At 51.8% G+C, this 25945-nt stretch carries 25 protein-coding genes; 9 read left to right on the top strand and 16 right to left on the bottom strand.

The genetic code is table 11. The features are described from left to right. Window positions 1-165 precede the first annotated feature (165 nt). Entirely contained in the window at window positions 166-996 is an 831-nt protein-coding gene (locus HBA55_RS31240; protein ID WP_166999662.1) for an SDR family NAD(P)-dependent oxidoreductase, read from the top strand. A 96-nt stretch (window positions 997-1092) separates the two neighbouring features. Here the strand turns inward: HBA55_RS31240 and HBA55_RS31235 are convergent, their stop codons facing one another. The 8 genes from HBA55_RS31235 to HBA55_RS31200 all read right to left on the bottom strand — a co-directional run bounded on the left by HBA55_RS31235 (window position 1093) and on the right by HBA55_RS31200 (window position 8950). Beyond that, window positions 1093-1905, bottom strand: coding sequence for an enoyl-CoA hydratase/isomerase family protein (locus tag HBA55_RS31235; RefSeq protein WP_166999691.1), 813 nt, complete (start codon window positions 1903-1905; stop codon window positions 1093-1095). Between the two features lie 8 nt (window positions 1906-1913). After that, on the bottom strand, window positions 1914-2876 hold the full coding sequence (locus HBA55_RS31230; protein WP_166999660.1) for a VOC family protein: 963 nt from the start codon (window positions 2874-2876) through the stop codon (window positions 1914-1916). Between the two features lie 44 nt (window positions 2877-2920). Next, window positions 2921-3766, bottom strand: coding sequence for an SDR family oxidoreductase (locus HBA55_RS31225; RefSeq protein WP_166999659.1), 846 nt, complete (start codon window positions 3764-3766; stop codon window positions 2921-2923). Between the two features lie 105 nt (window positions 3767-3871). Then, window positions 3872-5047: an acetyl-CoA C-acyltransferase gene (locus tag HBA55_RS31220; RefSeq protein WP_166999657.1), complete on the bottom strand. Its 1176-nt coding sequence runs from the start codon at window positions 5045-5047 to the stop codon at window positions 3872-3874. Then, the gene (locus HBA55_RS31215; RefSeq protein ID WP_206020062.1) at window positions 5044-5949 is read right to left on the bottom strand and encodes a 3-hydroxyacyl-CoA dehydrogenase; all 906 of its coding nucleotides are present in this window, start codon (window positions 5947-5949) and stop codon (window positions 5044-5046) included. Before HBA55_RS31215 ends, HBA55_RS31220 begins: the two co-directional genes overlap by 4 nt. Window positions 5950-6034: 85 nt before the next feature. Then, complete coding sequence (locus tag HBA55_RS31210) at window positions 6035-6907, bottom strand: fumarylacetoacetate hydrolase family protein (RefSeq protein WP_166999655.1); 873 nt, start codon at window positions 6905-6907, stop codon at window positions 6035-6037. 2 nt (window positions 6908-6909) lie between these two features. Next, window positions 6910-7992: an amidohydrolase family protein gene (locus HBA55_RS31205; RefSeq protein WP_166999653.1), complete on the bottom strand. Its 1083-nt coding sequence runs from the start codon at window positions 7990-7992 to the stop codon at window positions 6910-6912. A gap of 133 nt (window positions 7993-8125) precedes the next feature. Beyond that, window positions 8126-8950, bottom strand: coding sequence for an SDR family NAD(P)-dependent oxidoreductase (locus HBA55_RS31200; protein ID WP_166999651.1), 825 nt, complete (start codon window positions 8948-8950; stop codon window positions 8126-8128). Between the two features lie 119 nt (window positions 8951-9069). On the opposite strand from HBA55_RS31200, the gene HBA55_RS31195 reads away from it, so the two are divergent. Further along, window positions 9070-9846 (top strand): hypothetical protein, encoded by a 777-nt coding sequence (locus HBA55_RS31195; RefSeq protein ID WP_166999650.1) that lies wholly within the window; start codon window positions 9070-9072, stop codon window positions 9844-9846. Window positions 9847-9923: 77 nt separating this feature from the next. On the opposite strand, the gene HBA55_RS31190 is transcribed toward HBA55_RS31195, so the two are convergent. The 3 genes from HBA55_RS31190 to HBA55_RS31180 form a co-directional block, all read right to left on the bottom strand. Beyond that, complete coding sequence (locus HBA55_RS31190; RefSeq protein WP_166999648.1) at window positions 9924-10475, bottom strand: aromatic-ring-hydroxylating dioxygenase subunit beta; 552 nt, start codon at window positions 10473-10475, stop codon at window positions 9924-9926. Between the two features lie 65 nt (window positions 10476-10540). Next, window positions 10541-11941: an aromatic ring-hydroxylating dioxygenase subunit alpha gene (locus HBA55_RS31185; protein WP_166999646.1), complete on the bottom strand. Its 1401-nt coding sequence runs from the start codon at window positions 11939-11941 to the stop codon at window positions 10541-10543. 110 nt (window positions 11942-12051) lie between these two features. Next, window positions 12052-13041 carry a fumarylacetoacetate hydrolase family protein gene (locus HBA55_RS31180; RefSeq protein WP_166999644.1) on the bottom strand — a complete coding sequence of 330 codons (990 nt, stop codon included), beginning with the start codon at window positions 13039-13041 and terminating at the stop codon, window positions 12052-12054. Between the two features lie 203 nt (window positions 13042-13244). On the opposite strand from HBA55_RS31180, the gene HBA55_RS31175 reads away from it, so the two are divergent. The 4 genes from HBA55_RS31175 to HBA55_RS31160 are packed head-to-tail and all read left to right on the top strand — an operon-like array spanning window position 13245 to window position 16480. Continuing rightward, window positions 13245-13643 carry a Zn-ribbon domain-containing OB-fold protein gene (locus tag HBA55_RS31175; RefSeq protein WP_166999642.1) on the top strand — a complete coding sequence of 133 codons (399 nt, stop codon included), beginning with the start codon at window positions 13245-13247 and terminating at the stop codon, window positions 13641-13643. Next, a complete protein-coding gene (locus tag HBA55_RS31170; RefSeq protein WP_166999640.1) occupies window positions 13640-14836 on the top strand; it encodes a thiolase family protein in 1197 nt (398 codons plus the stop codon). Before HBA55_RS31175 ends, HBA55_RS31170 begins: the two co-directional genes overlap by 4 nt. 18 nt (window positions 14837-14854) lie before the next feature. Then, on the top strand, window positions 14855-15697 hold the full coding sequence (locus HBA55_RS31165; protein ID WP_166999638.1) for an SDR family NAD(P)-dependent oxidoreductase: 843 nt from the start codon (window positions 14855-14857) through the stop codon (window positions 15695-15697). 33 nt (window positions 15698-15730) lie between these two features. Beyond that, window positions 15731-16480, top strand: coding sequence for an alpha/beta fold hydrolase (locus HBA55_RS31160; protein ID WP_166999636.1), 750 nt, complete (start codon window positions 15731-15733; stop codon window positions 16478-16480). A gap of 60 nt (window positions 16481-16540) precedes the next feature. Here the strand turns inward: HBA55_RS31160 and HBA55_RS31155 are convergent, their stop codons facing one another. Together HBA55_RS31155 and HBA55_RS31150 are read right to left on the bottom strand one after the other, a co-directional pair. After that, the gene (locus HBA55_RS31155) at window positions 16541-17890 is read right to left on the bottom strand and encodes a phosphotransferase family protein (protein ID WP_166999634.1); all 1350 of its coding nucleotides are present in this window, start codon (window positions 17888-17890) and stop codon (window positions 16541-16543) included. A gap of 101 nt (window positions 17891-17991) precedes the next feature. Further along, window positions 17992-20352, bottom strand: a complete 2361-nt coding sequence (locus HBA55_RS31150; RefSeq protein WP_166999632.1) for a TonB-dependent receptor — start codon at window positions 20350-20352, stop codon at window positions 17992-17994. A 414-nt stretch (window positions 20353-20766) separates the two neighbouring features. Here HBA55_RS31150 and HBA55_RS31145 point away from each other — a divergent pair, with 414 nt between their 5' ends. The 3 genes from HBA55_RS31145 to HBA55_RS31135 all read left to right on the top strand — a co-directional run bounded on the left by HBA55_RS31145 (window position 20767) and on the right by HBA55_RS31135 (window position 22815). Then, window positions 20767-20997: a ferredoxin gene (locus HBA55_RS31145; RefSeq protein WP_166999630.1), complete on the top strand. Its 231-nt coding sequence runs from the start codon at window positions 20767-20769 to the stop codon at window positions 20995-20997. 65 nt (window positions 20998-21062) lie between these two features. Beyond that, window positions 21063-21818, top strand: a complete 756-nt coding sequence (locus HBA55_RS31140) for an SDR family NAD(P)-dependent oxidoreductase (RefSeq protein WP_166999628.1) — start codon at window positions 21063-21065, stop codon at window positions 21816-21818. Window positions 21819-21879: 61 nt separating this feature from the next. After that, complete coding sequence (locus tag HBA55_RS31135; protein ID WP_166999627.1) at window positions 21880-22815, top strand: VOC family protein; 936 nt, start codon at window positions 21880-21882, stop codon at window positions 22813-22815. A 135-nt stretch (window positions 22816-22950) separates the two neighbouring features. On the opposite strand, the gene HBA55_RS31130 is transcribed toward HBA55_RS31135, so the two are convergent. The 3 genes from HBA55_RS31130 to HBA55_RS31120 are packed head-to-tail and all read right to left on the bottom strand — an operon-like array spanning window position 22951 to window position 25944. Next, window positions 22951-24075 carry an acyl-CoA dehydrogenase family protein gene (locus HBA55_RS31130; RefSeq protein WP_166999625.1) on the bottom strand — a complete coding sequence of 375 codons (1125 nt, stop codon included), beginning with the start codon at window positions 24073-24075 and terminating at the stop codon, window positions 22951-22953. 16 nt (window positions 24076-24091) lie between these two features. Then, entirely contained in the window at window positions 24092-24892 is an 801-nt protein-coding gene (locus tag HBA55_RS31125; protein WP_166999623.1) for a crotonase/enoyl-CoA hydratase family protein, read from the bottom strand. Next, a complete protein-coding gene (locus HBA55_RS31120; RefSeq protein WP_166999621.1) occupies window positions 24889-25944 on the bottom strand; it encodes an acyl-CoA dehydrogenase family protein in 1056 nt (351 codons plus the stop codon). The genes HBA55_RS31125 and HBA55_RS31120 overlap by 4 nt, the downstream gene beginning before the upstream one ends. Window position 25945: the final 1 nt, after the last annotated feature.

Here is a 25945-nt window from a genome sequence, read left to right as displayed (position 1 = left end):
TTGCTGAAAAGCCCGAATTCTGGGGCTTGTAGCTCCTTCAAAGGAAATCCTGTAGAAATCTTGGAGAAACAGACGTTATATTTATACATTTTTTCTATATATGTATAATATCTGTATTGGGAGGCCGTGACGGCCGTACAGATAACAATGGGCAGGTATGATTTTATGAATTCAGGTAAATTAGCGGGCCGTGTTGCCGTCATAACTGGCGCTGCCGGTGGACTAGGCGCGGAAGCAGCGAGAGTTCTTGCCTCTCACGGAGCCAGTATCGTGGTGGTCGATCTCAATCAGAACGCCGCTCAACAAGTTGCTGTCGAACTGCGTGATAAAGGTGCTGATGCGATCGCCGTTGAGACAGATGTCTCCGATGAAGATTCCGTAAAGGCGATGGTTCAAATCGCGGTGGGAGAGTTTGGTCGTATAGATATACTTCACAACAACGCTGCTATCTTAAGTGAAGAACAGCGTAGCGGCGATCTGGATGTTGTCAATATGGACGTCGACGCCTGGGACCGGGCTATGGCGGTCAACCTTCGCGGTGCGATGCTGTGCAGCAAGCACTGCATTCCCGAAATGATAAAGCTGCAACGCGGGTCTGTGATCAACGCAACGTCAGGCCTTGGCACGATGGGTGACCTAACGCTGTCAGCCTACGCGGCCTCCAAAGCTGCCCTCATCATGTTGGCAAAGTCGATCGCCGCGCAATATGGAAAACAGGGGGTTCGGGCCAACGCACTGTTGATCGGTTTAGCGCCTGCGGAAAATGCCCACGCAACCATGCCGGAGAAGTTGCTGGATATTATCCGTGACAACCATCTCACCCCGAAGCTGGGCACTCCTCGTCAGATCGCCGATGCGGTGGCGTTCCTGGCCAGCGATGAAGCCTCGTTTGTAACCGGTTCAGTATTGAGTGTTGACGGAGGATTCTGCAGCCACACCCCATCACTGGCAGGCACGCGCGAGCTGTTCGCGGAACTCGGTTCTAACAAGATGTAAACAAGGATGGCATGCCAACAAAAAGGCGAGCTTCAACACTCGCCTTTTTGTGATACCGCTAAACTGGCGTCGATTAATACCAACGCCTGCCTGCGCTCAATTACCCGAAAAATTAGGTTCTCTCTTTTCCTTAAAGGCCAATGCGGCTTCTTTGGCATCGCTGGATGTTTTCAGAAACGCGAAAAGATCCAGTTCCAGGTCAAAACCCTTGCTCAATTCGAGATCGTTCGCCGCCGCTACAGCCCTTTTAACAAAGCGTGTCGCCACTGGCGGTCGTTGACCAATGACCTGCGCCAAGGCTCTTACATCGTCCAACAAGCTTGTATCAGACGTTGCCATACGGGTCACGAGGTCAATTGCCAATGCCTCTTTGGCGTTGAGCCGAGCACCCGTTAACATCATGTCCATGGCTTTTGCCTGCCCGACGGTTCGCGGCAGGCGTTGAGTTCCACCCCCTCCGGGAATCAGACCAAGCGCCGTTTCGGGTAGACTCATCACCGCGCCGGGTGCGGCCATGCGAATATCGCAGGCAAGTGCCAATTCCAGGCCGCCCCCCATGCAATATCCATGGATAGCGGCAATCACCGGCTTTTCAATACGATCAAGTGATTCGATCCAGCGGTTTGATCCCATTCTCTGTCGAGTTTCGATTGACGTTTCCGGCGGGCGAATCTCTTTAATATCGGCACCAGCACAGAAACCTCTCTCTCCCTGGCCTCGAATTACGATCACCCGTATCTCAGGATTACCGTCCAGTGTCTGTAACGCGTTCGGTACACCGGTCCGGATATCATCGTTGATCGCATTGATCTGATCCGGACGAGTCAGGACTACCCAGCCAATACTGCCTTCCACTTCAAGGCTAACCGAGTCATTGACGATTTCAGTTCGTACCGACTTCGACGTCATGTCCACCTTCAAACCTCCTCGAACTCGAACATCTGACCACGTAACTCAGACGGATCAACACGGATCAAAGATCCTCCACCGGCAGCTTCAGACTCATCAACCCAGCTAAATTTGACTCCTCGCTCCTTGAGCAAATCGGCTTTGGCTTTAAGGTCATTGACCGCAATACGAATATAATACAAACCAGGTCCCCAGTTATTCAGGTAGTGACCCGCATCGCTGTCCCAGTAGGTCGGTTCAATCAGATCCAGACTTGCGCTGTTGAGTGCGCGGAACGGCATACGCGCACGACGGTAGCCTTCGCCGTTGAGCTGAACCACTTCTTTGGGCTCCCAATCCAGATTGGTTGACAAGCGCCTGAGGGTATCGTCCAAATCCCTCACCAAAAATCCGCGAGCACTAACTCGAACCATATCCCCAGGATTTAGGTCGGTCGGCTGAACAGGTTCATCGGCAAAGACATCTTCCGGCATACACAGCGGTTCGGTTCCCATAACCTCAATACAGAGACCACCATCAACCTCGGGTGAATAAATCGGATTTTCCGGGCGGGTACCTAGCCACAGGCGATCAAACGGCATTTCCGGGGTACGCTGTGCCATCCGGAATGGAATGTCTCTGCGCATCAGCTTACTGATCAGTGCATCGAAATCGGGCTTGCTCAAGGAGACAACCACTGCATGGGTCATCATCGGGCGATGACGCCCCTGGTAATCCTTGAGACTCTCCAGAAAATCGTGAAACATCGGGTCACCCGGGTTGGGCTTGTCCAAGTGCCACTGTGGTTCGATACGGGTAGGAGATACTGCCAGCGATTTGTGCACTCGCAAAAAATGGGCGATATAGGGGTGATTGTCAAACGCCTGCCGCCAGCGTTTATGCTGGTAGATACCCAGCTTTTCGCTCAACAGCTCTGCCATACCGTCGGGATCTTCCAACATCATATCGGCACTCATCAATAAATCGAACATAACTTACTCCACATTGGTTCTTGGGATAGCGCTGTATTCCATCATCACGACTGCTTTGCCTGACGATCTTTAACCGCTAGCACGAAATCTTTTTTTAATGTCGGATAGTAGGCAATCTGCCCCTGCATACCTCCGGCAATGTCGATAGACGCTGCACTAATAAAGCTGGCGTATTCGCTGGCGAGAAAGACCGCCATACCAGCGATGTCTTCTGGCTTGCCGAATCTCCCTATAGGGACAACTTTAAGTACCATTTCATCGAACTCCTCTCGACTTACTCCGGGTCCCATCTCGGCGTAGTGACGATCCCATTGACCGGTGTCGATCCAGCCCATATTGAGAGAATTGACCAGAATATTATCCTTCGCCAGGTTCATTCCCAGGGTCTTTGACAGAGCCACGCAAGACGCCCGATTAATCACGGAGGGAATTCCTTCCGGTGTTGGAATAGTGCCTGCCAATGCATTAATTTCGATAATGCGCCCCCAACGTTGGGCGCGCATGTGGGGCACGACGGCTTTGGTAAAACGGAAGTGTCCCATCTGTAGAATATTGGCGTGGTCGAGAATATCCTCAGGATTCAAGCTCTCAAGATTTCCGCCTTTACCTTGCCCGGCGTTATTCACCAGCACATCAACTCCGCCCCAGGTATCCGCCACTTCTGCAACGAACGTCTCTACTGCGCGGCTATCAGTCACGTCCACAGACCTGGCTATCACCGCTCGTGCGCAGGCAGACAATTCCGTTCCCGTCACTTCAATTGCGTCTAGATTACGGGCACACACGGCGACACGCGCGCCTTCCTCAGCAAACGCCCTGGCGATAGCTTTGCCGATACCGCGGGAGGCACCAGTGATAATCACTCGCTTGTCTGTCAAATCTATATTCACAGAAACAGTCTCCGTCTAATTTGGGCCATGTTTGAGTATTCACCTGTCCGTCATGAGGATTCCCAGACCAACACTAAAGATTGGTCATCCACCCAGAATCTCCCGTTATAAACGTTCGATAACCGTCGCGGTACCCATACCGCCAGCACAACAAATGGCCTGCAAACCATAACGAGCGCCTCGCCGTTCCAGCTCGTTGAGCATCGACGTCATGATGCGTGCCCCACTGGCACCCAGCGGGTGTCCCAGCGCGATCGCCCCACCGTTAACATTGAGCTTTTCGGTCTCCACTCCCAATTCCTTCTGCCACACCAATGGCACCGAAGAAAAGGCTTCATTGACTTCAAACAGATCGATGTCATCAATGCTCAGACCAGACTTGGCTAGCACTGTTCGGGTGGCCGTAATCGGGCCGGTCAACATCAAGGTAGGGTCTGAGCCAACGGTAACAAAACTGACAACACGCGCACGAGGCCTTAGATCATAGCGCTCACAAGCGGCTTTTGAGGCCAATAACAACGCAGCCGCACCGTCCGATATCTGTGAGGAATTACCAGCGGTTAAGCAACCGTCCTCGCGGAAACTGGTTTGCAACGTAGCCAGTTTCTCGACATTGCTCCCGGGACGAATGGTCTCGTCTTCCGAAAAACTCTCAGGTGCGGGCTGATCCCAGCTCTTCTCCATTAAACTGGCGACGGGTACCGGTACTATTTCACTCTGGAAATAGCCGTTTTCCGCCGCCGCGGCAGCACGAGCGTGGCTGGCGACCGCGAACTGATCCAGCTGGGTACGAGTGAGTTGCCATTTGTCAGCCAGGCGTTCCGCCGCCTCGCCCTGACTGGTCAACTCGCACCGCTCACTGGCCAACCATCCGAAGGCCTCGCCGTATACATCCCGATTCCCCCCCATTCTGACACGGCTCATATTCTCGGCGCCGCCAGCAACAACCACAGAAGCTGAACCCGCAGCGATCAATCCGGCGCCCACATGCACCGCCACCTCACCGGAGCTACACTTGCGGTCAATAGTCAGGCCTGGAATGCTGTCTGGCCAGCCCGCGCCAAGCACCGAAGTGCGGGCAATATTGGCGGACTGTTCGCCTACCTGGGTCACACAGCCGAATACGACATCGTCCACATCTCCAACGTCTAAACCTCTGTTACGGACCAGCAGCGCGTCCAGTACGTGTGCACCTAGATGATCCGCGCGCACGCTGGCCAGGCTACCGCGATAACGCCCGATAGGGGTTCTGACCGCGTCGGTTATGTAGACCTCGCTCACAGCGCGCTGCCCTTAAGACCAGAGCCCGATATTCGCTTTCCAGTTTCATCGTACTGATAAACGCCGTGACCGGTTTTGCGGCCGTAGCGACCGGCCGCAACCATCTTAATAATCAGTGGGCAAGGGCGGAACTTTTCCCCCAAGGTTGAATGCAGGTATTGCAGCACTGAAAGTCGAGTATCCCAACCGGTCAAATCACCAAGCTCCAGGGGCCCCATGGGGTGATTGAAGCCCATCCTCAGCGCGATATCGATGTCCTCCGCGCTCGCGGTGCCTTCTTGCAACATCCACATGGCTTCGTTGCCCAGCATGGCGGACATGCGACTGGTGGTTAAACCGGGAGACTCGTTCACCAGAATAGACGTTTTCCCCAATGCCTCACACCAATCTCTGCTGGCGGCAATGGTCTCCTCGTTGGTCGCAATAGCCAGCACCAATTCCACCAATTTCATTTTGTGTACTGGGTTGAAAAAATGCATACCAATCACGCGCTCGGGCCGCTCCAATACACTTGCAATCTCAGTTACACTCAACGCCGATGTGTTGGTAGCAATAATGGTGTCTGCGTTCAATACACTTTCAGCGGCCTTGACGACTTTCTGCTTGATATTGAGCTTTTCCGATACTGTTTCCACCAACAACGATGTATCGGCAGGTGTCTGCGCCAAATCGGTGGCGGTAGACAGCAAGGCTTTGGCCTCGATGGCTTGAGTCTCTGACATTTTCCCCTTAACTACGCCACCATCGAGAATGTCGTAAATGCTTTTTTCTGCACGGGCTAGTGCTTCCGGGTTAGTATCGATCAGAAGCGTTGGATATCCGCTACTGGCAAAGGCGTGGGCGATACCCGTGCCCATCAGTCCAGAACCCACCACGGCGACTTTGTTTGTTTTTTCAATCATAATTTGGTCCGGATCGTTGATCCTTGGGCGGATCAATATGGGTGAAGATCAAACGCACTGGCTGCAGGGCGTTCGTGGCACCTTGTCAGGCGTTGGCTTTTTCGGCCACGGTATTGGCGAGCTTTCCTATGCCCTCAATGCTGGCTTCCACCAGCTCACCAGGGTTTAGGAACTTACCCGTTCCCTGACCAACACCGTCAGGCGAGCCCGTAAAAAGAATGTCGCCAGCACTGAAACTTGAACGCTGTTCGACAAAGCTAATCAGCTGCCCAACATCCCATGTCATGTCTGCCGTCGTGCCGTCCTGACGTAAGTCACCATCTACGGATAACTTCAGTGACAGCTCCGGACTGCCTTCCTCGAACTCATCGCGCGTCACAATCCAGGGGCCTACTCCGGTGGTACGGTCCTGGCTCTTGGCCGCAAACAGATCCATACCGATGCCCTTGGGTCCACTTCGCTGTAAGTCGCGCGCGCTAACATCATTGCCTACGGTATAACCCAACACGCTGCGAAGAGGGTTGTCCAAATCTATCGGCGTGAGGCCCACAGACACGACCAGTTCCACCTCGTGGTCGAGCTCCTCCGTTAAGGGCGGAAAGCGAATGTCGTCACGGGCTCCAATCAGGGCACCGTAGGCTTTCAGAAACGCGACCGGCTGTGGGGGCGCAGACAGGCCAAAATCTTCGGCCAAATGCTTGGCGTAATTCGCTCCAGCGACGACCACTCGATTGACAGGTTCTACCGGAGGCAGCAATTGCACTTCACTCAAGAATATCGGACCACCTTGTCGTACCAGCGCCGCCTCTCCCCTTTCGGCCTCGCCAGCATTGATAGCGGAGATCAATTGTGCGCTCCAATCCGAAAAGCTACCCACAATGGGTTGAACCGTGTTAGCCTCCACATCCACCAATCCCCAAAACACAGTTTGATTGGATTTACATCGAGCTAATCTCATGATTACTTACTCGTCGCCGGGCTGCCAATCTTTGCGGGGTCCAGGTGTAATAATTCGCACGCATTGCGCCAGCGAATTTTGTCCAGATCATCCTTGGACAACGTCAATCCATCGGTAAGATCGTGACGCACCGCATCACTGCCTCCGAAGTTGGAACCGTACAACACGCGGTCCGCTCCGATGATGTCCACCATTGCCTGGCGCATGGGAACCTCATGCAACTCGACGTCGAAATAGAAGTTATTCATGTAATCCAGAAATGGCTTTTTGTTGTGGAAGGTGTCCAGATTCGGGTTAGTTTGCGCAAAGCGGCCCAACTGAAAAGGAACGAAACCACCGCCATGGGTTATATAGACTTTCAAATCGGGAAAACGATCGAAAACGCCGCCGTTGATCAAATACCAAAAACACTTAGCTTCGTCATAGTTCATGCCGACGATGGCCGTTGTCTCATAGCGATCAGTATTGGCTTTATCACCCCACGTGACCGACTGGTTGTAGCCGTGAACAAACATGGGTAAATCCAGGTCGCAAAGCGCTTCCCAGACTGGGTCCATTTCCGGAGAGTCGAATTCCAAACCTCCAAAGTTCGAACCACCGGCAACCAAACCCTTAGCCCCGAGCTGAGTACAGGCTCGGCGAATTTCTTTTGCAGCTTCCTGGGGTACATTCAATGGGGCATGGGCCCAGTACATCAGTCTATCCGGAGCGGCGGAGCAGTATTCAGCCAACACATCATTGACTTTTCGGGCAAAGGGCACACCAAATTCAGCCTCAGCCCAATACATGTAGCAGTGACTGGGTACCGATACCACCTGCGCGTTCTGACCAGCTGCATCCATACCGGCCAGGCGGGTCTTGGGATCACGCCATCTTTCCATATACTCACTCACGTCGAGTGTCTTGCCTTCGGCGTGAGCTTTACGCAAAGCAGCTTTGCGTTCTGGTGCCCCCAACGTAAGCACCCAATCACCGACGCGCAATTTAACATCTCCATCGTCCTGCAACTCAAACGCTGGTCCCCAATGAGGGTGTTGATTGTAATAGTCCGGGTGTGGGGCATGAGCGTGAAGATCAATAAGCATGGTTCATTTCCTTTCGCTGGTGCTGACAAGACGGAGCTCGACAACGCAGAAGTTATTGCCGCCTGGATTGGCAGGCGTGGATGATCTGAATCTATAATTTAAACACTTTATTATTATCTGTGCAACTTAAGAGTTATGTACTCTTACTTCGTGATTGCGAGACATCAACGATAGGTATGCCCTCTGGACGGGAGTTGTATCCGGGCAGATGCAGGCCACCATCTACGTGTAAAGTCTCACCGGTGACGTATCGCGATAGATCACTGGCCAGAAACACCACCGCTGGCGCAACGTCTTCTTCTGGGTCACCACAACGTCCCATGGGCCGCATCGCGGCAGACTTTTCGGCAAAGCCGGGGTTGTCTGCGGCTAACTTATGAAACGTCGCCCCCATCGCTGTAGGTGCGACGGCGTTAACCGTAATATTAAAGCGCCCCCATTCCGCCGCGGCGCTGCGCGTTAGACCCACAATACCTGCTTTGGCTGTATTGTAATCCGCGTGCAGCCACGCACCGATGTCCACATCAATGGAGAAGAAATTCACGATTTTTCCACCTCCGCGTAACCGAAACAGCGGTAACGCCGCGCGCATAGCCCACCAACTCGCCTTGATGGTAGAGGTCAGCGTTTGCTCTAACATCTCGTCAGTTTTGTCTTCGAGTAATACATTGGGTGTAGGAACAAAAGCGTTGTTGATTAGTATATCCAAACCACCAAAGCACTCTACAGCGCTCCTTACTGCCGCCTCTACTGAGTCCTTGCTGGTTACATCGGTATGTACAAATACACCGCGCCCACCCAGTTGTTCCAGCTCTTTCGCTGTCTTGCGGCCACTTTTCTCATCGATTTCAGCGACCACTACTGCGGCGCCCTCCCGGGCAAAACGCCGCGCTACGCCACGACCAATGCCGCCACCAGCTCCTGTTACTACGGCAACCTTATTCTCTAGTAAACGCATCAACAAACCTCCTCACCGTTATAATTGAACAAATATGCTGCTACTGTATACATACGATTTAATCAGTATTTGGTTAGTGATCCAACGACCACTGCCTTCATTTGGAGTACTAAACAGTTATGACCAGCTTCTGGCGCACAATTGAAATCGTCATCCACGGCTCCACTGAGGACGGAGTGGCCAAGGTTGCTCTCGAAGACGACTACCATCACTTTCAAGTGTGTCTGCGTCTATGTAATCAGAAAGTCACCGCCACTTGTGCTAGGGCACTGCGTACACCTTATACTCTCTGTGCTAATGCCAGCGCTCAATTAAGCAAGCTGGAATATGTTCCAGTAATCAACACTGCGGCCGCCATCCATCGACACACTGACGCCCGACTGCAGTGTACCCATCAGCTGGACATGGCTGGATTGGCGTTAGCAGCTGCAGCCCGAGGAGATACCCGCCTGCGCTACTTCATGGAAGTACCACGACACCAACAGGGTCAGACCCACCCACGTCTCTGGCGAAATGACAAGTTAATTGTGGAGTGGTCCGTTTTGAACAACACTCTTTGTAGCCCGTTCCCTTACGAGGGCGTGCACCTCGGCAAGGGGTTTTCGCACTGGGCGATCAAGAATCTCGATGCGTATACGGCTGAAGCGGTTATTGTGTTACGCCGTAGCGCTATCATCGCTTTAGGTCGACTACGCGATCTCGACCTGGAAACCCACGCAGCAAAACTTGGCCACTGCTATGCACAACAACCAGAGCGTGCCACTGAAGCCCTGCGAGTCCTGGGTTCTACCAAAGATTTCAGCAGCGACCCGTACTCACTTTGTAGCACTGATAGAGACTGGCTACGCGATGACGCCTTCACAACGGCTGACAACTCCGACGGACTCCACCAATAATCAAAAATACCTTGGAGCTTTGATGGACGCCGTGCTTTAGCACGGCGCTTTCGATGGAACTTTCCACGTCACGCTTGTTAGAGAAAAATGGCCAAGTTAGGCGTACCCAATAACGCCTGATCCAAAATGACCTCTCGTTTGGCCAGCTTCAGTCCAGTTTCCGTTTTGCGTACCAAATCATGACGTTCACAGGGAATAAGGTCGAAGAAATCATCGTCAAACCGGTTGCGCGTGATCAAAAGATAACTCACCACCTCAAATTCATCGCTGTTTTCCCTCTTCGATACTTGTATGTTGGAAACGAAACGACGCACCCGAGAGGGAGGATCTTCGGCCCAGGCACTCTTTCCGCTCAAGCGGAGGATTCGTCCCATAATGGAGCGATAGTCGTCATGGTAGTGTTGAACTGATCGTACGACGGTTGCATCCGTGTCTTTAACCATACGGGTCTGACGAATTGGCACCCCGTACTTCAAGTCTTCTGCCAACATCTGCCCCCATTCTTCGAGACGGATATTATCTAACAAAGAGGCTTCGGTGTAATAAAACTGAAGCATCTCATTATAGGTTTCCGAGCCAATGGCAATCGGTACCGATTGTTCATCGGTGGTGATGTTATGAGCGCTCATCATTAACTCCTACGATATTTTTTCACTGTCGGGATTGGCGGAACCTTTCAAGTGGCCGCAATGTTTCAAGATTCGCTTGTCATCAACTCATGCCAGTACAACCACCAGTGCCATTGTGTATCGTCTTTGGTAAAACCTTCATTGACAATACCCGGCCCGGGCCACCCCTCCGGCTTTCCAGTCTCATACATTGCTTGATATTTAAGGGTCAGTTTCTTACCCTGCGCGCCTTTGGCAGAAAGCGTCATGTGAGGCCAGGTGTCAGAGTCATCCTGCTCAACCATGCCGGAGGTACCCAAGAGCTGGGTTGTCTGCATGATCATATTTTCCTTCAGTTCTGGTGGCGTCCCCTTTTCAACCAATATCCAATTGGTGAATTCAAGCTTATCCGGCCCCTTAGGCACATAGGTGTGCAATGCCAAGGAACCTACTACGGTGCCGTCTGGTTGGGGGATATAGAGAAACGCGAAGATGATGTTCGGAAACATACCGCCCACTTGAGGAGGCATCCACGCCATTACTTCCAGCTGTTCATCACTGAAATGATTCTTGAGCTGATCCACCATTTCCGCAGTCATACCAGGAGGGGGCAACGTTCTCAACCGCTCCTCCACGCTTAACTCCGAAGGATCTTTACCGGTTAAGCGGCGTATCTTACGGCTCAAATCAATACAACGTAAGGCATGACCGTGAGGCGAACTGACTTCCGCCCCAAACATTTCTTCGGTCAGGTCACTGCCCTTGCCCTCACCTTCGCCTTTTTTGGAATAGTTACCTACCTCACCTAACCAACGATGCAACGTCAAGGTATGGAATCCATCGGCCGCCGATTGCTCTCCAGCGGTTTTCCAGTTCGCACGTACGATAAAACGTTGAGGCGGGCCAGCGACTTCAAGGCCTGCGTCGGTACGGCAGAACAACATGTCATAGTACCACTTGGCATCACCGAGAAAATCTTCAAAGGAAGGACCGTCTATATTCCATGTGGCAAATATCAAGCCACCGTATAGAGTCACGCGCGCCTTGGTCAGGCCAAGTTCTTCCTTACTTTTTATTTTTCCGTGCATGCACTGATCGGCAACAGGCGACCCCAGAAACTGACCGTCCGATTTGAATGCCCACCCATGATAAATGCAGGTATGCACCTGTGTATTACCAGATTCGCTGGTAGTGATCTTCATGCCACGGTGCGGACATACGTTGAGTGACACGTGAACTTCGCCATCTTTGGCCCGAGCCACCAATACAGAATCATCACCCATATACCGCTGAATGAAATCACCCGCATTCGGAATTTCGGTTTCATGACCCAACAGCAGCCAGGTTTTACCGAACAACCGCTCTTGTTCCAAATCGTAGATTTCCCTGTCTGCCAAGGTGCGCAATTGCACTTCCCGGGTCTCCAGATCGATTAAATCGGAAATCATTGTTCCATCGGACAATTGATTCTGCGCCTTTTTTGTCATCGCAATACTCCTCTGTATACAAGGCCGTCAATTCTTTACGGCACTCAAGTTGTGCTTCTTTGTACGGTTTATAAATTACCGCAGAACCGAATGGTGACGACGCTAGTCGATCAACTTTCGGGCTTTACAATTCTTGTGGCGAGTGTACCGATTTGTTCAATCTCAAGTTCCACAACATCATTGGGCTTGAGGTAGCGCAGCTGCTCCAGACCGCAACCGTTGCCAACGGTTCCAGACCCCAATACTTCACCGGGATAAAGCGTCTCAGAACGGGAAATATGTGCAATCACGTCCTCAAAGCGCCAGAGCATATCGCGGGTATTGCCACGCCCCCACTCCTCGCCGTTGACTCGCGCAATCATAGTCAGATCATAGGGATCTTCTATTTCGTCCATAGTGACCAAGCATGGCCCCATAACATTACCGGTATCGAAATCCTTTCCTTTGGCAGGACCCAGTTTTCCCGGCATTTCCCGTCCCTGTTCATCGCGAGCACTCATGTCGTTGAAAATAGTAAATCCAACAATGTGCTCACGTGCCTTGTCGCGACTGATGTCTCGACCTTGTTTGCCGATATAGCAAGCGAGCTCCAATTCGAAGTCCATCAATCGACTGTAGCTAGGCCAAAGTACATCATCGTCTGGTCCAACCACGGCAAAACGGTTGCACTTGTAGTAGATGGGCTGACGTCGAAACGCTTCGATGACCTTGTCGTCTTCACTGGTATCCATTTCACGAAGCGCCGCAGCGGGGTCTGCAGATCTCGCCGCCTTTGCACGACGGGCCGCTTCATAACACTGTTGCAAATGGAGTTCGAAACAAGAACAGTCACGCATCTGTGGAGGCGGCTGGATTGGCGCCTTCAACCGAACATCGTCTCGCACCAGCACAGCATCGGTGGGCGCTTGACGAACCAGCGCCGCCGCTGCTTGCAAAGCTTCATCACCCGTTTCGACTAACGTCAGCACGCTTGAAAACGCCAAATGCGGCTGACCGGCTGACAATGCTGCCTGCTGCAAATCGACCACCAGAGAATCGCTTTCTATCAGCGCACCCGCTTTATCCAATCCTTGCTCATTACTGAAAGTTACTAATCTCACCAAGGTGCCTCATCTAGGTTAATGGTGCGTGAATTGGTTATGAAGGCACGAACTTAGAGCTCTTCCCTAACAAAGAACATCTGCCTGAATTTATATGCTTTCATGGGGGCTACAAGAGAAATATTAAACACTTTTCTTCAATGTGTACAGTTTTTAAGTTAGAATCGACCGTATTCCAGGTATCACAACGACGTTGGCCTATTATGAGTAGAAAACTACCCGCCCTTACGGCAGATACTTGTCACTTCTGGCAAGGAGGCGCTGAGGGGCAACTGTTGATTCACTTCTGTCCTGACTGCCAGCGCTACTTTCATCCACCGAGTCCCGTATGCCCCAGTTGTTGTAGCAACAGAGTCGGGCCCAAAGCTGTCAGCGGCCACGGCCAAATTGTCAGCTATACCATCAACTATCAGCAATGGAACCCGACGTTAGACATTCCCTATGTTGTCGCCATCGTCGAGCTCGATGAACAGCCAGGATTAAGACTGTTAAGCAACATCGTTAATTGCCCAACCGAGCAGGTCAGCATTGGTTTGCAGGTACGAGTGTGCTTCGAACGATATGAAGACATCTGGCTCCCCCTGTTCGAGGTGCAGACATGAATATTGAACGCATAGGAGAGAAGCAGGTCGCGATCACTGGCATCGGACAATCTGAGGTAGGCCGTCCGTCGGCACTGTCGGCGATGCAACTCACCGTGGACGCAGCCTTGGAAGCCATAGAAGACGCTGGACTGAAAAAATCCGACATCGACGGGGTAGCCTGCTGGCCAGGAGACAACAACAACGGCTCAGCATTTTCCCCCGTTGGCCCCAATGCACTGATCTCCACCCTTGGTCTGAATGTAAACTGGTTCGGCGGAGGGTATGAGGGGCCGGGTCCACTAGCAGGTGTCATCAACGGCGCCATGGCTATAGCAGCCGGTTTGTGCGATCACGTGCTGGTATTCCGTACCATCACTGAAGCCACTCAGCGCCAAACGGACAAGACAGCAACCGCACTAAGCAATAAGACGGTAGGCCGAGACACCAGCTTCTTCTGGCAATGGTACACGCCTTACAATGTACAGTCGGCCATTAATCTGGCCGCCCTCTATGCACAACGGCATAGCTACGAATACGGTACCAGGTCCGAACAACTGGGGCAGATTGCCCTGACCTGCCGAGCCAATGCAGCGCTCAACCCAAAAGCCGTTTTCCGCGAGCCGCTGAGTATGGAAGACTACCTGTCATCGCGGCTCATTTCGACGCCATTGCGCCTGTTCGACTGTGATGTTCACTGCGATGCATCTACCGCTATCGTATTGTCTCGTAAAGACATCGCTAAAGATTGTCGCAATCCACCAATCACGCTTGAAGCTATTGGCTCCGCACTCAACCAACCCTGGTCCTGGGAACAAATCGACCTTACCGGTATGGCCGCCATCGACGCCGCTTCGATGATGTGGGCTAGAACCGATTTGGGTCCTGCTGATGTTGGCTCTGCTCAGCTCTACGATGGCTTCTCAATTTTCACCATGATCTGGCTGGAGGCGCTGGGGCTTTGCGGTCGAGGCGAAAGTGGAGAATTTGTCGAAGGAGGCTCCCGCATTGCACTCAATGGACAACTGCCCATCAACACCAATGGTGGGCAACTCTCCGGTGGTCGCACCCACGGGCTCGGATACGTACATGAAGCCTGCGCACAGTTATGGGGGCGCGCTGGAGCTCGCCAATCACACGCTCACGATGTGGCGATTGCCGCTTCTGGAGGCGGTCCCCTGGCCGGAAGTCTATTGCTGGTCAAAAATCGATAACCATCAATGGGAAAGCTTATGAAGATTTCTATCAACACCTCTTTCGACACGACGACGTTACTGGAAAGGTATGGGCCATGGGCACTGATTATTGGGGCCTCGCATGGAACTGGTTCGGCGGCTGCACACCAGCTGGCGGCGGAGGGAATCAACTGCGTATTATTAGCTCGCAATGAGAGCGCACTGGACGAACTGAGCCAGGAATTGCAACAGCGCTATGGCATCGATACCCGTTGCATTGTTGCCGATTTGAGCCAACCGGATTCAACCAACGAGGCCCTCACTCGCGTTGAGGATCTGGATATAGGTTTGCTGATCTATAACGCGGGCGCCCCCGCCTACGCTAGTGACTTCATCAAGGCTCCGTTGGAAACCTGGCAAAATCTAATTGCTTTAGGTGCCACCAGCCTAACCACCATCTGTTATCACATCGCGCAGAAAATGGTTGAACGCGGGCGAGGAGGCATTCTGTTGATGGGCTCGCATGCTGCCCTGGGCGGTAATAAAAAGTACGCACTCTACACCGCCTCCAAAGGATTCATGCTTAACTTTGGCGAATCTTTATGGATGGAACTCAAAGATATGGGGGTCGATGTGCTAAATTTTCTAATTTTGGTAGTCGACACGCCAACACTCCGCAAACAAATGAGAAAATCGAATGTCGATGGCTGGGACAACGACCGAATACCCGGAGTCTACAGTCCCCACGATGTCATGCAGAAGGCTCTTCAGGAGCTGCCGAATGGTCCTACCTTTTTGCACCCCGACGATGATGAACATGAATCCGATTTTGGTTCAGAGCGCAGAGCGGCACTGATCGAGCGCTGGAGCCACACCGAACCCTATGTCGGAGATGACTGATATATCGAAATACACCAGGAGCGAGAATAAACCATGCCTACAACAACCATCGCCATGATTCATGGAGGTCAGCATACCAGTCATTGCTGGACCCCAACGCTGCATGCGATTCGTCAATTCAAAGGAGATTTTCACCCCCTCGCGGTTGACCTCCCAGGGCGCAAGACCCAGTCAGGTGACCTTGCCTTCCTCACCGTTGAGCAAGCTGTGAACTCGGTTTGCCGGCAAATTCTTGACACTGAACCTGAGCATGTAATTCTGGTAGGGCATTCAATGGCTGGAATTGTACTGCCCGGGGTAGCCGTCAAGCTCGGATCGACGTTGGTACGGCGCGTAGTATTTCTCGCCAGCTGTGTGCCTCCCGAAGGAATGTCTATTGTCGATACCTTGCGTCCCCCCATCAGCTGGGTCACACGCTGGTTAATGCGCAATAAGAATGTCACCAAACCTATGCCTGCACCAGTGGCCAAATGGCTGTTCACCAATGGCGCCACTGCCGAGCAACATCAAATCATGCTCGATAGTCTGTGTGATGAATCTGCCAACTTGGCCCGCCAACCAGTCGAGAGAAGGGGCTTTCGTAGTTTTACCCGCCAATGGATTCTGACCTGTCGCGACCGCTCTCTTCGGCCCGCGCAACAACGCCGTTTTATCGCCAATCTGGGGGGCGTAGATTCACTGGTGGAAATTGATGCCTGCCACAACGCTATGATTACCCATCCAAATACCCTCGCCAGAATTTTGGTCGACGAAGGAGGTGGCTTCCAAGAATCTGGTGACTAGACCATCAGTGTAACTTTACAGCCAATGGAGGAGCTAAGGGGCTCACGCTGACAACCGATACTAACTCAGAATATCCTCTTGAATATGAAGAGCGGATTGACCGATGCCAATATCCGTGCAAGCCTCAATGCGACGTTGATGCTGGCGATAAAAGTACTGCAACAGTTCGCCATACTGCGTCGATTCTACCTTTTGTACAAAGCTCTCCATCTTCTCTTCCATCTCACTGATCGATTCACAACGTCCAACAAATGTCTCCGCTTCAGTCAATGCCCTTTGTTCGAGCTCCTCACCATGGAGATTCATCACGCCACTGTAGTCCAGCAAGCGCTCAAGCGCCAAGATCAGGTCTCGCCGATCTGTCTCACTACTGACGTCTTCGATCTTGTCCGCAATCATGTACCGCAGCGCCCGATCCTTTGGTTGTCGCTGCTGTAACGAGGCGGGTTCCTGAAGCTCGACTCCGAGGTTATGAGACAGTGCATTCAACAAGGTTTTGCGTAACGCCAGATCCCATTCCAGATAGACATCGTGAGGATCCCCAGCCTTCGGAGTTTTGAGCGCTGCGGAAAATTGCATGCACGCCACGGTGGCAAACAAGGCATGGTGATATCGAACCGCATTAATATCCACCGGTTTTCCTGTGATCTGACCGTAATAATCACAAAGCGCCCCGATTGAATCTCCCGTTGGCTCGTAGGAGTCTCGCATCGCCATGGTAGCGATATCGGTTAGTGGATCACCAATCATGGCAAATTCAAAATCGTAGAGCGCTGTCACCCTACCCTTATCGAACAGAAACTGCCCGGCGTCAAACGCGATAAAGCTTGCGACGGTGGCAGTGTCAGGCACATTCTGTCGCAACCAGCGCATGGAAAATTCCAATAGAGGATCGGGCCTGGTTTTGTGTTCGAGATAGAGCGGAAGGTAGGCGTTAAGGCCAGCCAACGCGATCTCTTCAGTCCCGTTTGGTAAGGCCACTCCAATGTCAACAAAAGGCTCCAATGGCAATGCGTGCATCGCGGCCAGGGCGTCTATGTATTGCCGTGCTATAGCCCGGCGTTCTTCGTCAGAAGAGACATTGAATACATCTCTGGTCCCAGCCGAAGCTTCCATGATAATTGCCACCGGGTCGTGGCACATGCCATATACTCTGGGCACAGGAATCCCCTGCTCTGCGAGTATCTGGAGAATTTTGGCCTCACGCTCCAGCTCCGGGAAAGGTACGACGTCGCTTTGACGGTCACCTCGAATATACAGCTTTAGCAATTCACCATCACGTTTGAGATCCACAAACCAAGAGGGACGCCAGCGTTCCTGCCGCTCCATCGCGACGACTTCACCTCCCAGTAAGGATTGAATGATGACGTTCAGCTTGCTTTCGTCACTGTCTATCTGATTGTCGTTCAATGTTACTTCCTCAAATTACTTTTGGGATAATCACGGGCACAAAAAAGCCGCCTACTGACCGATCAGCAGGCGGCTAAACACGCATTCAGTTAGGACGTTGATCAGAAGCTATAGCGTGCTTCAAGTCCCCAAAGGCGTGGAGGCCCATAGACCAGAGCGTCCAAGCCAAGTGCTCGAGTACTGATGGACGAAGAAATCGCGTACTCTTCATCAAACACGTTGTTCACAAACAGAGAAACGTCAAAGGCGCTACCAGCAACACCGTACAGATCTGCTCGCAAATTGGTTAAATCGTAGCTGGGAATCTCGGTATCCCCTTTTACCGCGGCTGACGTATTGTAGTAGTTAGCGTTGATTACCAATTCCTCAGCGAAGTCACCCAAGTTTACCGCGTAACTCAAATTAGATTGAAATACTGAGTTGGTGAAGTACAGAAAGGGAATGGCACCAGAGATACGACTTTCAATAAAGGCGTTGGGCTGTTCGTAGATCTTATCGATATCGGCGTCTTGTATGGTCGCGTTAAAGCTCACCGTAAGACGTTCAGTAAGACGAGCCACCAATTCCAGATCCACACCTTCAACGCTAGTGTCCCCCACGTTAAGCACCAAAGCGCCTCCTGTTGGATCATCAATAGCGTTGCAGTCTCCATCAGGCGTAAGGGTGACTCCCTCGGTACATGAGCTGGGCGTAGTGATCCCTCCAGCCAAATCGCCCTGAGCTTTCTCATATTTCCCTTTGAAATAGGAAATATTTGTGCGCACCGGCATACCTGCCAGTTGCCAATCCATCTTTAAGCCCAACTCCAGATCATCCACTTCTTCAGGTTCGAAGGTCTGATAGCTTTCCAAGGTACCACCAAAAATGGGACCGTTGGCGCCACCAGCACGGTAGCCGTGGCGAAGAACCGCGTATGCAAACACCTCTTCAGTGGCCTGCCAGTTCACACCCAACGACCAGGTCGTGGCGTTTGAACTTTGCTCTACCACCGCAGAGTTCACGATCAAGCTGGTGTCGTTATTGCGACAAGCGGATTCTGAAAAGAAACCTGGGTCGCTATCAAGCCAGGTGGGAATCGCATCTGATCCCAGACAAAGCTCGAAGTCATCCTCGGTGTAACGGATACCCAATTCAACTGAAATCGCATCGGTCAGATCGTATTCTCCGTGCACGAACACCGCCTTGGATTCGTCGGTCAGGAAGAAATGCTGGCCGCCACCGTCGGTGAAGAACGTCTCCATTCCAGGAATCAGCGTCTCTACTTTGGTCTGGGCTACAGAAGTCGTGTTGATCTGGCCAACACCGTCCGGTTCGCTCTTCAGGTAGAATGCACCTACGATCCAGTCGAGGCGACTATCAAATGAAGAGCCCCGCAATTGAATCTCATTGCTAAACTGCTTGGTTTGATCGATCAGTCGCGCTTTGACAACTGACGTTTCGGCACTGACGATTAAGGATTCCGGAATGCCGGCGGCAACCAAACCTGCTTTCACTACCGGGCTCTCGTAGGTACGGATTCCATCGATGTTAGGCGCGTAGTCCAAATCCGTAGTCTGGTAGCCAAATATGTTCAATATACTGAGATTGTCGTCGATTTCGAATTCAGTTCGGTTAATCACCGTCAGGCGCTCGTTTTCCTCCCGCTGATCAAACGAGGAATTGTTGGTGTCTTTTCCGTACCCTTGCAGAAGATCAACATCGGCTTTGACCTGATCGATAATACCCAGAGCGTTTAGAGCGGAGGGCTCATAAACCGTTGTGGGAAAAACATTGAAACCGTCGTTATCACTTTTAAAGGAATCGATGATCAGCGTATTGCTAAAGCCACCGAACTCGGTCAACAATGAGATCCGGAAGAGCTCGGTATCGATTGCATCAAGATCGCCGCCGACTCCGATATTGTCGGTGTAGCCATCGCGCTGATGAATATCACCCGCCACCCGCAGAGCTACCTTATCCTCAACCAGGGGGATATTGAGCGCGCCCTGAACTCGCTGCTGGCTGTGAGCCCCCAACGTGGCGCCTAAATAGCCACTGAGCTCGTAATCAGGAGCTGTCGGTGCATAGAGAATAGCCCCACCGGTAGTATTGCGACCAAATAGCGTTCCCTGTGGTCCTTTAAGAACCTGAATACTGTCCATATCAAATTGCGGTACCGCGCTGCCCCAGGCCGGTTGTGGCACTTCCGCAAAGTAACTGACCACAGCGGGAGAGGTTGTGCCGATCAATCCCTTCGATTGGCCTCGAATCACATACAGGGGGTTCTGTGGTCCACCACTGCCGCCGAGAAAGATACCGGGTACATTCTGCTGAATGTCAGTGGTCGAGGTAATGGTTGCCTCTCTTAGAGCGTCAGAGTCCAATGCGGTCACGGTAACCGGCACTGACTGCAGGCTCTCTTCCACCCTGCGGGCATTTACTACAATCTCTTCAAGAAAGAAGACCTCATCTTCAGACGTCATCGTCTGATCACTGGCGTTAGCTATTGATACAGCAATGCTGCCCGCTAAGACTTGGACACAGAATGTTTTATAAGTTTTTGGAATAAACATACTCTCAGATCCTCTGGCTATTTTTTATGGGTGCACATGTAACATTATTATGTAGATTCAACGTACAGCCTTTATCTGTGATGTTTAAGGATCGGTACAGATTTTTGTTTGACTTGCAGTCAACTAATGTCTGTCCATTCACGTTGATGCTTGTGGAGTCACATACATCCGCGACGACCCTCTTTAGTTACTTTCAATCTTGGGTTTACCTTGATCGTATTAGTGACACATTTGAATATTCTGTGTAACATCGATCGTAAATCTAATTTAAACAGATTTATGAATTGTGTACCACTTTAATTTGAAAAATGAGGTTAGCCTGAGATGTCAAATACAGAATCAACTCAAAAATTCTATAAAGTGACCGTTGATATTCCTAACTGCTGCGGATACGGACTGTGCGCCACCTTGTGTCCGGAAATCTATAAGCTCGACGATGGTGGTATTGTCTTCTTGGAAGGAGACAGCATACCGGAAGAACATATCGATGCCGCCACTGAAGGGGCTGAAGCGTGCCCCGCACAAGTGATTCAAATTGAAACGGTTGAAGTCTAGTGCTGTTCAATAGAATTCGCCAACCAATATAACGCCAACCAATAAAGAAGCGAGTACTAATTACCATGAAGCTTAACGGTAAAGTTGCACTTATCACCGGCACCGGTGGTGGTCAAGGTCGATCGGCAGCTCTTGCCTTTGCTCGTGAAGGGGCAATTGTTTGCGGTTGCGACTTCAATATCGAAGCCCAGCTCGAAACTGCAAGCCTAATGACGTCTAGCGGTTTGGAGTTTTTCAACGGTGGTCAGGTGGATTTGGGTGATAGCGAGCAGGCCAAGCATTGGATTGAATCGGTTAGACGAGAATACGGAAAGATCGATATCCTTTATAACAATGCCTCAGCTGCTAGGTTTGGTTCTATTGAATCCTTTAGGGACGAGGATTGGCACTTTACTGTTCGCAATGAGCTGGACTTGGTTTTCTACACAACCAAATACGCCTGGTCAGAACTCGCCAAGGCCGGAGGCGTCATTATCAATACGGGTTCAACCGCCGCCTGGGTTGGTTCCAGTGTCGCCGGGAAAGTCGCTCACTCGGCCACTAAAGGCGCGGTGGTATCTATGACCCGGCAATTGGCCGTGGAAGGTGCCCAGCACGGAATTCGAGCCGTCAGTATCAGTCCAGGCTTTATCAAAACACCGGGAACCGAGGCATTTGTGCAAGACCCCGATATTAGGCAGCGTCTATTACAAGGCGTACTGCTCGGTCGTGCGGGCGAGCCAGACGATGTGATTGCCCTGGCCGTGTTTCTCGCCTCGGACGAAGCTGCTTATATCACCGGAACAGATATCGTCGTTGATGGCGGGCTGTTAGCAACCTGACTGAACCGAAATAACACTGTAAAACAACGTCAATCAATTACTATTAACAAGGGGAATATCATTGGACATAATCGGCATTGGTTATCTCGGATTTGAAACAACCCAACTCGATCAGTGGCGGGAGTATGGCCCTGGCATTATGGGGTTTCAAACCGTTTCTGCGCCTGCAACTGATCCGGAATCTCTGTACTTTAAGGTCGACGACCGTCGTAATCGTATGGCGTTTCATTCCGGCAGCATTGATCGAGTCACTTATATCGGCTGGGAAGCCCAAAATCGGTTGGCGTTTCTGGACGCCGTGGAGACCTTTAAGAACAATGGTGTCAACATTACCTTTGGCGACGCCGAGCTGTGTGAGCTACGAGGCGTAAAGGAGCTGATCCGGTTTCGAGATCCAGTCGGTTATCAGCACGAACTGTTCTACGCGCAAAAATGGACACCTCGATCATTCCTTCCAGGTCGTCCACATGGCGGCTTTATTTGTGATGACCGGGGTCTCGGCCATATCGTTCTGATGATTCCGGCAAAAAACCCCGAGCTTGACCATTTTCTACTCAACATTATGGGGTTTCAGTGGTACGGCTCCGGTGCGGGGAAGGGGCAAACCAGCTTTTACCGATCCAAACTCAATAATGCAACCAGTCATGACATCGCCTTTGGTGTTGCTCCCGGACGAATGGGTATTCAGCATATTGGGCTATTTGTCGACAGCGTTCGAGATGTTGGGGAAACCTATGATTTGGTCAAAAAACACGACCATCCCCTGATGATGACGCTGGGGCAACACACCCAGGACCCACATATGTCCTTCTACCATTTCAACCCTTCCGGTTTTGCCTTCGAAACCATCACGGAGCTGGAGCCCTGGCAGGGTGATCACTTTGAGCTTAATCCCGAGATCATGAGTACCTGGGGTCACGAGATTGTCGGGCCCATCGTTGGACCCAGTGTGGGCATGGCGGAAGACCTCTACCCGGAACTGTTTTCCTCGTCCTGATTAATCACCACGTCCAGGCAGTTTGCCCATCTCGGGTTCTCAAGACAAAAAAGGCGCGATTAAGTACTCTTAATCGCGCCTTTTTTTGCTCTTTAAATACTGCAATTGTCAATCTGTATCAACCACCACTAGCTACTATAGCTTGCGCGAGATAATCTCTTTCATAATTTCTGAAGTACCGCCGTATATCCGGGCTACTCTGGCATCAACCCAAGCCCGGCTCACACGGTATTCACTCATAAAACCATAACCACCATGCAGCTGCAGGAATTCATCCAGTAGCTTCCCCTGCATTTCCGCACCGACCAACTTCGCCATAGCCGCTTCTTCGGGGCTCAGTTCTCCTGCCATTACTTTCTTCAGACAATCGTCCACAAAGGCACGTAACATACTCGCCTGGGCTTTTCCTTCCGCCAGCTTGAATTTGGTGTTTTGAAAATCGAAAACCGTTTTTCCAAAAACCTTTCTATCCTTAACGTATTGAATCGTCTCTTCCAACATGGATTCAATGCATTGTGCTGCTCGAATCGCAATGATCAATCTCTCCCAGGCCAATTGGTGAAAAAGGTAGCTCGCACCTTTATTCTCCTCACCCAATCGATGATCGACCGGCACCCGAACATCGTCAAAAAACAACTCAGATGTATCTTGGCCCTTAAGACCAATCTTCTCCAACAATTTTCCTTTAGCGAATCCCGCTCGACTCGTCTCCACACAGACCAGGCTCAAATGTTTGTCTTTAGAGTCAAGTTTGCCCCCTGTCACCACCAGATCAGCGTTACCCCCATTAGTGATGAATGTCTTTTGCCCATTGATCACATAGTGGTCGCCGTCTCGTTTGATCGTGGTTGACATAGAACGAAGATCACTGCCAATACCAGGTTCGCTCAAACCCAGCACACCAATAATTTCACCGGAGACCATTCCGGGCAACCATTGCTGTTTTTGTTCCTCAGTGCCATAGGCAACAATATAATTGGCGACGATTTCGGAGTGAGTGGTAAACCCAACGGCAGTGGCATTAACCCGGGCCAATTCTTCGATCATCACCGCAGAATGACCGTAGTCTCCACCGGGGCCGCCGTACTCTTCTGGCACACAACAGCAGAGCAAGCCCGCCTGCCCCGCCTTTAGCCACAATTCTTTCGGCACAATGCCGTCTTTTTCCCACTGTTCCAAATGGGGCTCGATTTCACGCTCGACAAAACGTCGAGCCTGATCACGAAACATCTCGTGATCTTCGCGAAAAACACTGCGCATAGGATTCTCCTGCGGATTAGCAATCTTTAAAATCAGGACTGCGTTTTTCAATAAACGCCGAGACAGCTTCCAAGTGATCTTCAGCGTTGTGCGCTAAAGACTGGAACGCCGCTGACAACTCCAACAGCGAGTCAAGCCGCATATGTTGCCCCTCGCGTAACAGTTTTTTGGTCAGGCGCAAGCCATGAGCGGGATTGGCAGCCATACGCTGCGCCATCTCCATCGCTTTCGGCAATAGTTCCTCTGGCTCAACCACATCCGTCACCAAATCCCAGCTCAGGGCCTGAGCCGGGTCAATGGTATCGCCAGTAAGCGCCATAATACTCGCTTTGGGGAGACCGATAATACGAGGTAGTAGCCAGGCACCACCATCGCCGGGAACAATTCCAAGCTTGATAAAACTCTCAGCAAACTTTGCCTTACTGGAGGCGATACGAACGTCGCACATACAGGTCAGATCCAGACCGGCTCCGATAGCGGGGCCATTGATTGCAGCAATCACCGGCACCTCCAAGTTGTAAAGCGACAACGGAATCCGTTGAATTCCATTGCGGTAATTGTTACGCAGTTCGTGCGGAGCGCCTCCGAAGATACCTCCTCGAGTGTGCATGTCTTTGATGTTGCCACCCGCGCAAAAGGCTGAACCATTGCCGGTCAACACCAGCGCCTTGACGCTGTTATCAAGATTAACCGCCTGACAAAGATCAACGAATTCTTGCATCTGTCCCGGGTCAGATAACGCATTGCGAGTTTCTGGCGCGTTCATCCGCACCACCAGCACTGCGCCTTCGCGCTCTGTTTGTAAAAATTGATTCATATTGAAGATTCCTGCGTACTGTCAGAGCTAGCGTTGACAATCCTGGCCCAGAGTTTATCCGATCCAGCTGCGCAGACCTTGCTACCCAAGCGCTGTGACCAGTAGCTCAGGGAACCGTATTCGCTGCGCCATGACCACAAACGCCGAGTACTGAGCTGTAGAGGGTACTCCTGGGTGAAACCAATGGCTCCGTGTACCGCGTGGGTAATCGCTGCGCCCGCTGCTGCCGCTTCGGCGCTACTGATCTTGGCTACCATCGTCGATACTTCTGAGCCATTATCAAACTGAGCGCAAGCGAGCTCAGCACTGACAACTGTTGCTGCCGTCTGTTCCGCGCAAATCGCCAGCTGATGCTGAACCGCCTGGAAACGTGCAATCGGACGGCCAAACTGGACTCGATCGTTGACATACTCCGCTGCCAGCGCCAATACTCCCTGCATAGCCCCCGCAATTTGTGCCGAACGCAGCATGGCGCCGCCAAGTTTGAGAACGTCTTTATTCATCGATGCAGCTAATGGCGCAACGGCGAGTGGGGTTACGCCATCGAAGTACAATTCATCTCGGGGTTCTCCAGCAATGTTAGTTGTTCTGTTGACCTGCGCTGCATCGGCACGGGACATAAGGACAACCATGGGGTTCGACGTTCCCACAAGACCAATCACATGGTCCACATCCCCCCCCCAGGGGATATCCCGCAGCGAGCCTTTGACAGTGCTCCCCTCAAGACACAGATCGCCATCGACGCCAAAGGACAAACTCCCGCTCATGGCCTCCAACCCGGACCGAGTCAGCAAATAATTAGCGAACATTGCCTCCGGCAACGGCAGCGGAAGGCTGTATTGACCGCAGATCATCAGCACACCGCACAAATCGCCCCAGCTGGCGCCGCTTTCTCCCGACTCATCAACGGCAAGCGCCTGGCTGAACCCGCTGGATTCAAAAAGCTCCCATAGTGCCGGTGACCAACCTTTTTCCTCTGCTGCACTGACCCGTTCGATGGGCACGTGGTCTTCACAAATACGTCTTACTGTGGATTCAAATAACTCTCTCATA

It is taken from the genome of Pseudomaricurvus alkylphenolicus (assembly GCF_011683955.1).
GTDB classification, from domain to species: domain Bacteria; phylum Pseudomonadota; class Gammaproteobacteria; order Pseudomonadales; family Cellvibrionaceae; genus Pseudomaricurvus; species Pseudomaricurvus alkylphenolicus.
This window is presented reverse-complemented; position numbering and strand designations above follow the sequence as displayed.

What these genes read in the sequence shown, in the direction of transcription:
- HBA55_RS31175 (WP_166999642.1), top strand. Translation starts at nt 13,245, where the DNA reads ATGAGTAGAAAACTACCCGCCCTTACGGCAGATACTTGTCACTTCTGG.
- HBA55_RS31240 (WP_166999662.1), top strand. Translation starts at nt 166, where the DNA reads ATGAATTCAGGTAAATTAGCGGGCCGTGTTGCCGTCATAACTGGCGCT.
- HBA55_RS31235 (WP_166999691.1), bottom strand. Translation starts at nt 1,905, where the DNA reads ATGACGTCGAAGTCGGTACGAACTGAAATCGTCAATGACTCGGTTAGC.
- HBA55_RS31140 (WP_166999628.1), top strand. Translation starts at nt 21,063, where the DNA reads ATGAAGCTTAACGGTAAAGTTGCACTTATCACCGGCACCGGTGGTGGT.
- HBA55_RS31195 (WP_166999650.1), top strand. Translation starts at nt 9,070, where the DNA reads ATGACCAGCTTCTGGCGCACAATTGAAATCGTCATCCACGGCTCCACT.
- HBA55_RS31230 (WP_166999660.1), bottom strand. Translation starts at nt 2,876, where the DNA reads ATGTTCGATTTATTGATGAGTGCCGATATGATGTTGGAAGATCCCGAC.
- HBA55_RS31185 (WP_166999646.1), bottom strand. Translation starts at nt 11,941, where the DNA reads ATGACAAAAAAGGCGCAGAATCAATTGTCCGATGGAACAATGATTTCC.
- HBA55_RS31215 (WP_206020062.1), bottom strand. Translation starts at nt 5,949, where the DNA reads ATGATTGAAAAAACAAACAAAGTCGCCGTGGTGGGTTCTGGACTGATG.
- HBA55_RS31165 (WP_166999638.1), top strand. Translation starts at nt 14,855, where the DNA reads ATGAAGATTTCTATCAACACCTCTTTCGACACGACGACGTTACTGGAA.
- HBA55_RS31160 (WP_166999636.1), top strand. Translation starts at nt 15,731, where the DNA reads ATGCCTACAACAACCATCGCCATGATTCATGGAGGTCAGCATACCAGT.
- HBA55_RS31150 (WP_166999632.1), bottom strand. Translation starts at nt 20,352, where the DNA reads ATGACGTCTGAAGATGAGGTCTTCTTTCTTGAAGAGATTGTAGTAAAT.
- HBA55_RS31210 (WP_166999655.1), bottom strand. Translation starts at nt 6,907, where the DNA reads ATGAGATTAGCTCGATGTAAATCCAATCAAACTGTGTTTTGGGGATTG.
- HBA55_RS31130 (WP_166999625.1), bottom strand. Translation starts at nt 24,075, where the DNA reads ATGCGCAGTGTTTTTCGCGAAGATCACGAGATGTTTCGTGATCAGGCT.
- HBA55_RS31205 (WP_166999653.1), bottom strand. Translation starts at nt 7,992, where the DNA reads ATGCTTATTGATCTTCACGCTCATGCCCCACACCCGGACTATTACAAT.
- HBA55_RS31170 (WP_166999640.1), top strand. Translation starts at nt 13,640, where the DNA reads ATGAATATTGAACGCATAGGAGAGAAGCAGGTCGCGATCACTGGCATC.
- HBA55_RS31120 (WP_166999621.1), bottom strand. Translation starts at nt 25,944, where the DNA reads ATGAGAGAGTTATTTGAATCCACAGTAAGACGTATTTGTGAAGACCAC.
- HBA55_RS31190 (WP_166999648.1), bottom strand. Translation starts at nt 10,475, where the DNA reads ATGAGCGCTCATAACATCACCACCGATGAACAATCGGTACCGATTGCC.
- HBA55_RS31200 (WP_166999651.1), bottom strand. Translation starts at nt 8,950, where the DNA reads ATGCGTTTACTAGAGAATAAGGTTGCCGTAGTAACAGGAGCTGGTGGC.
- HBA55_RS31145 (WP_166999630.1), top strand. Translation starts at nt 20,767, where the DNA reads ATGTCAAATACAGAATCAACTCAAAAATTCTATAAAGTGACCGTTGAT.
- HBA55_RS31125 (WP_166999623.1), bottom strand. Translation starts at nt 24,892, where the DNA reads ATGAATCAATTTTTACAAACAGAGCGCGAAGGCGCAGTGCTGGTGGTG.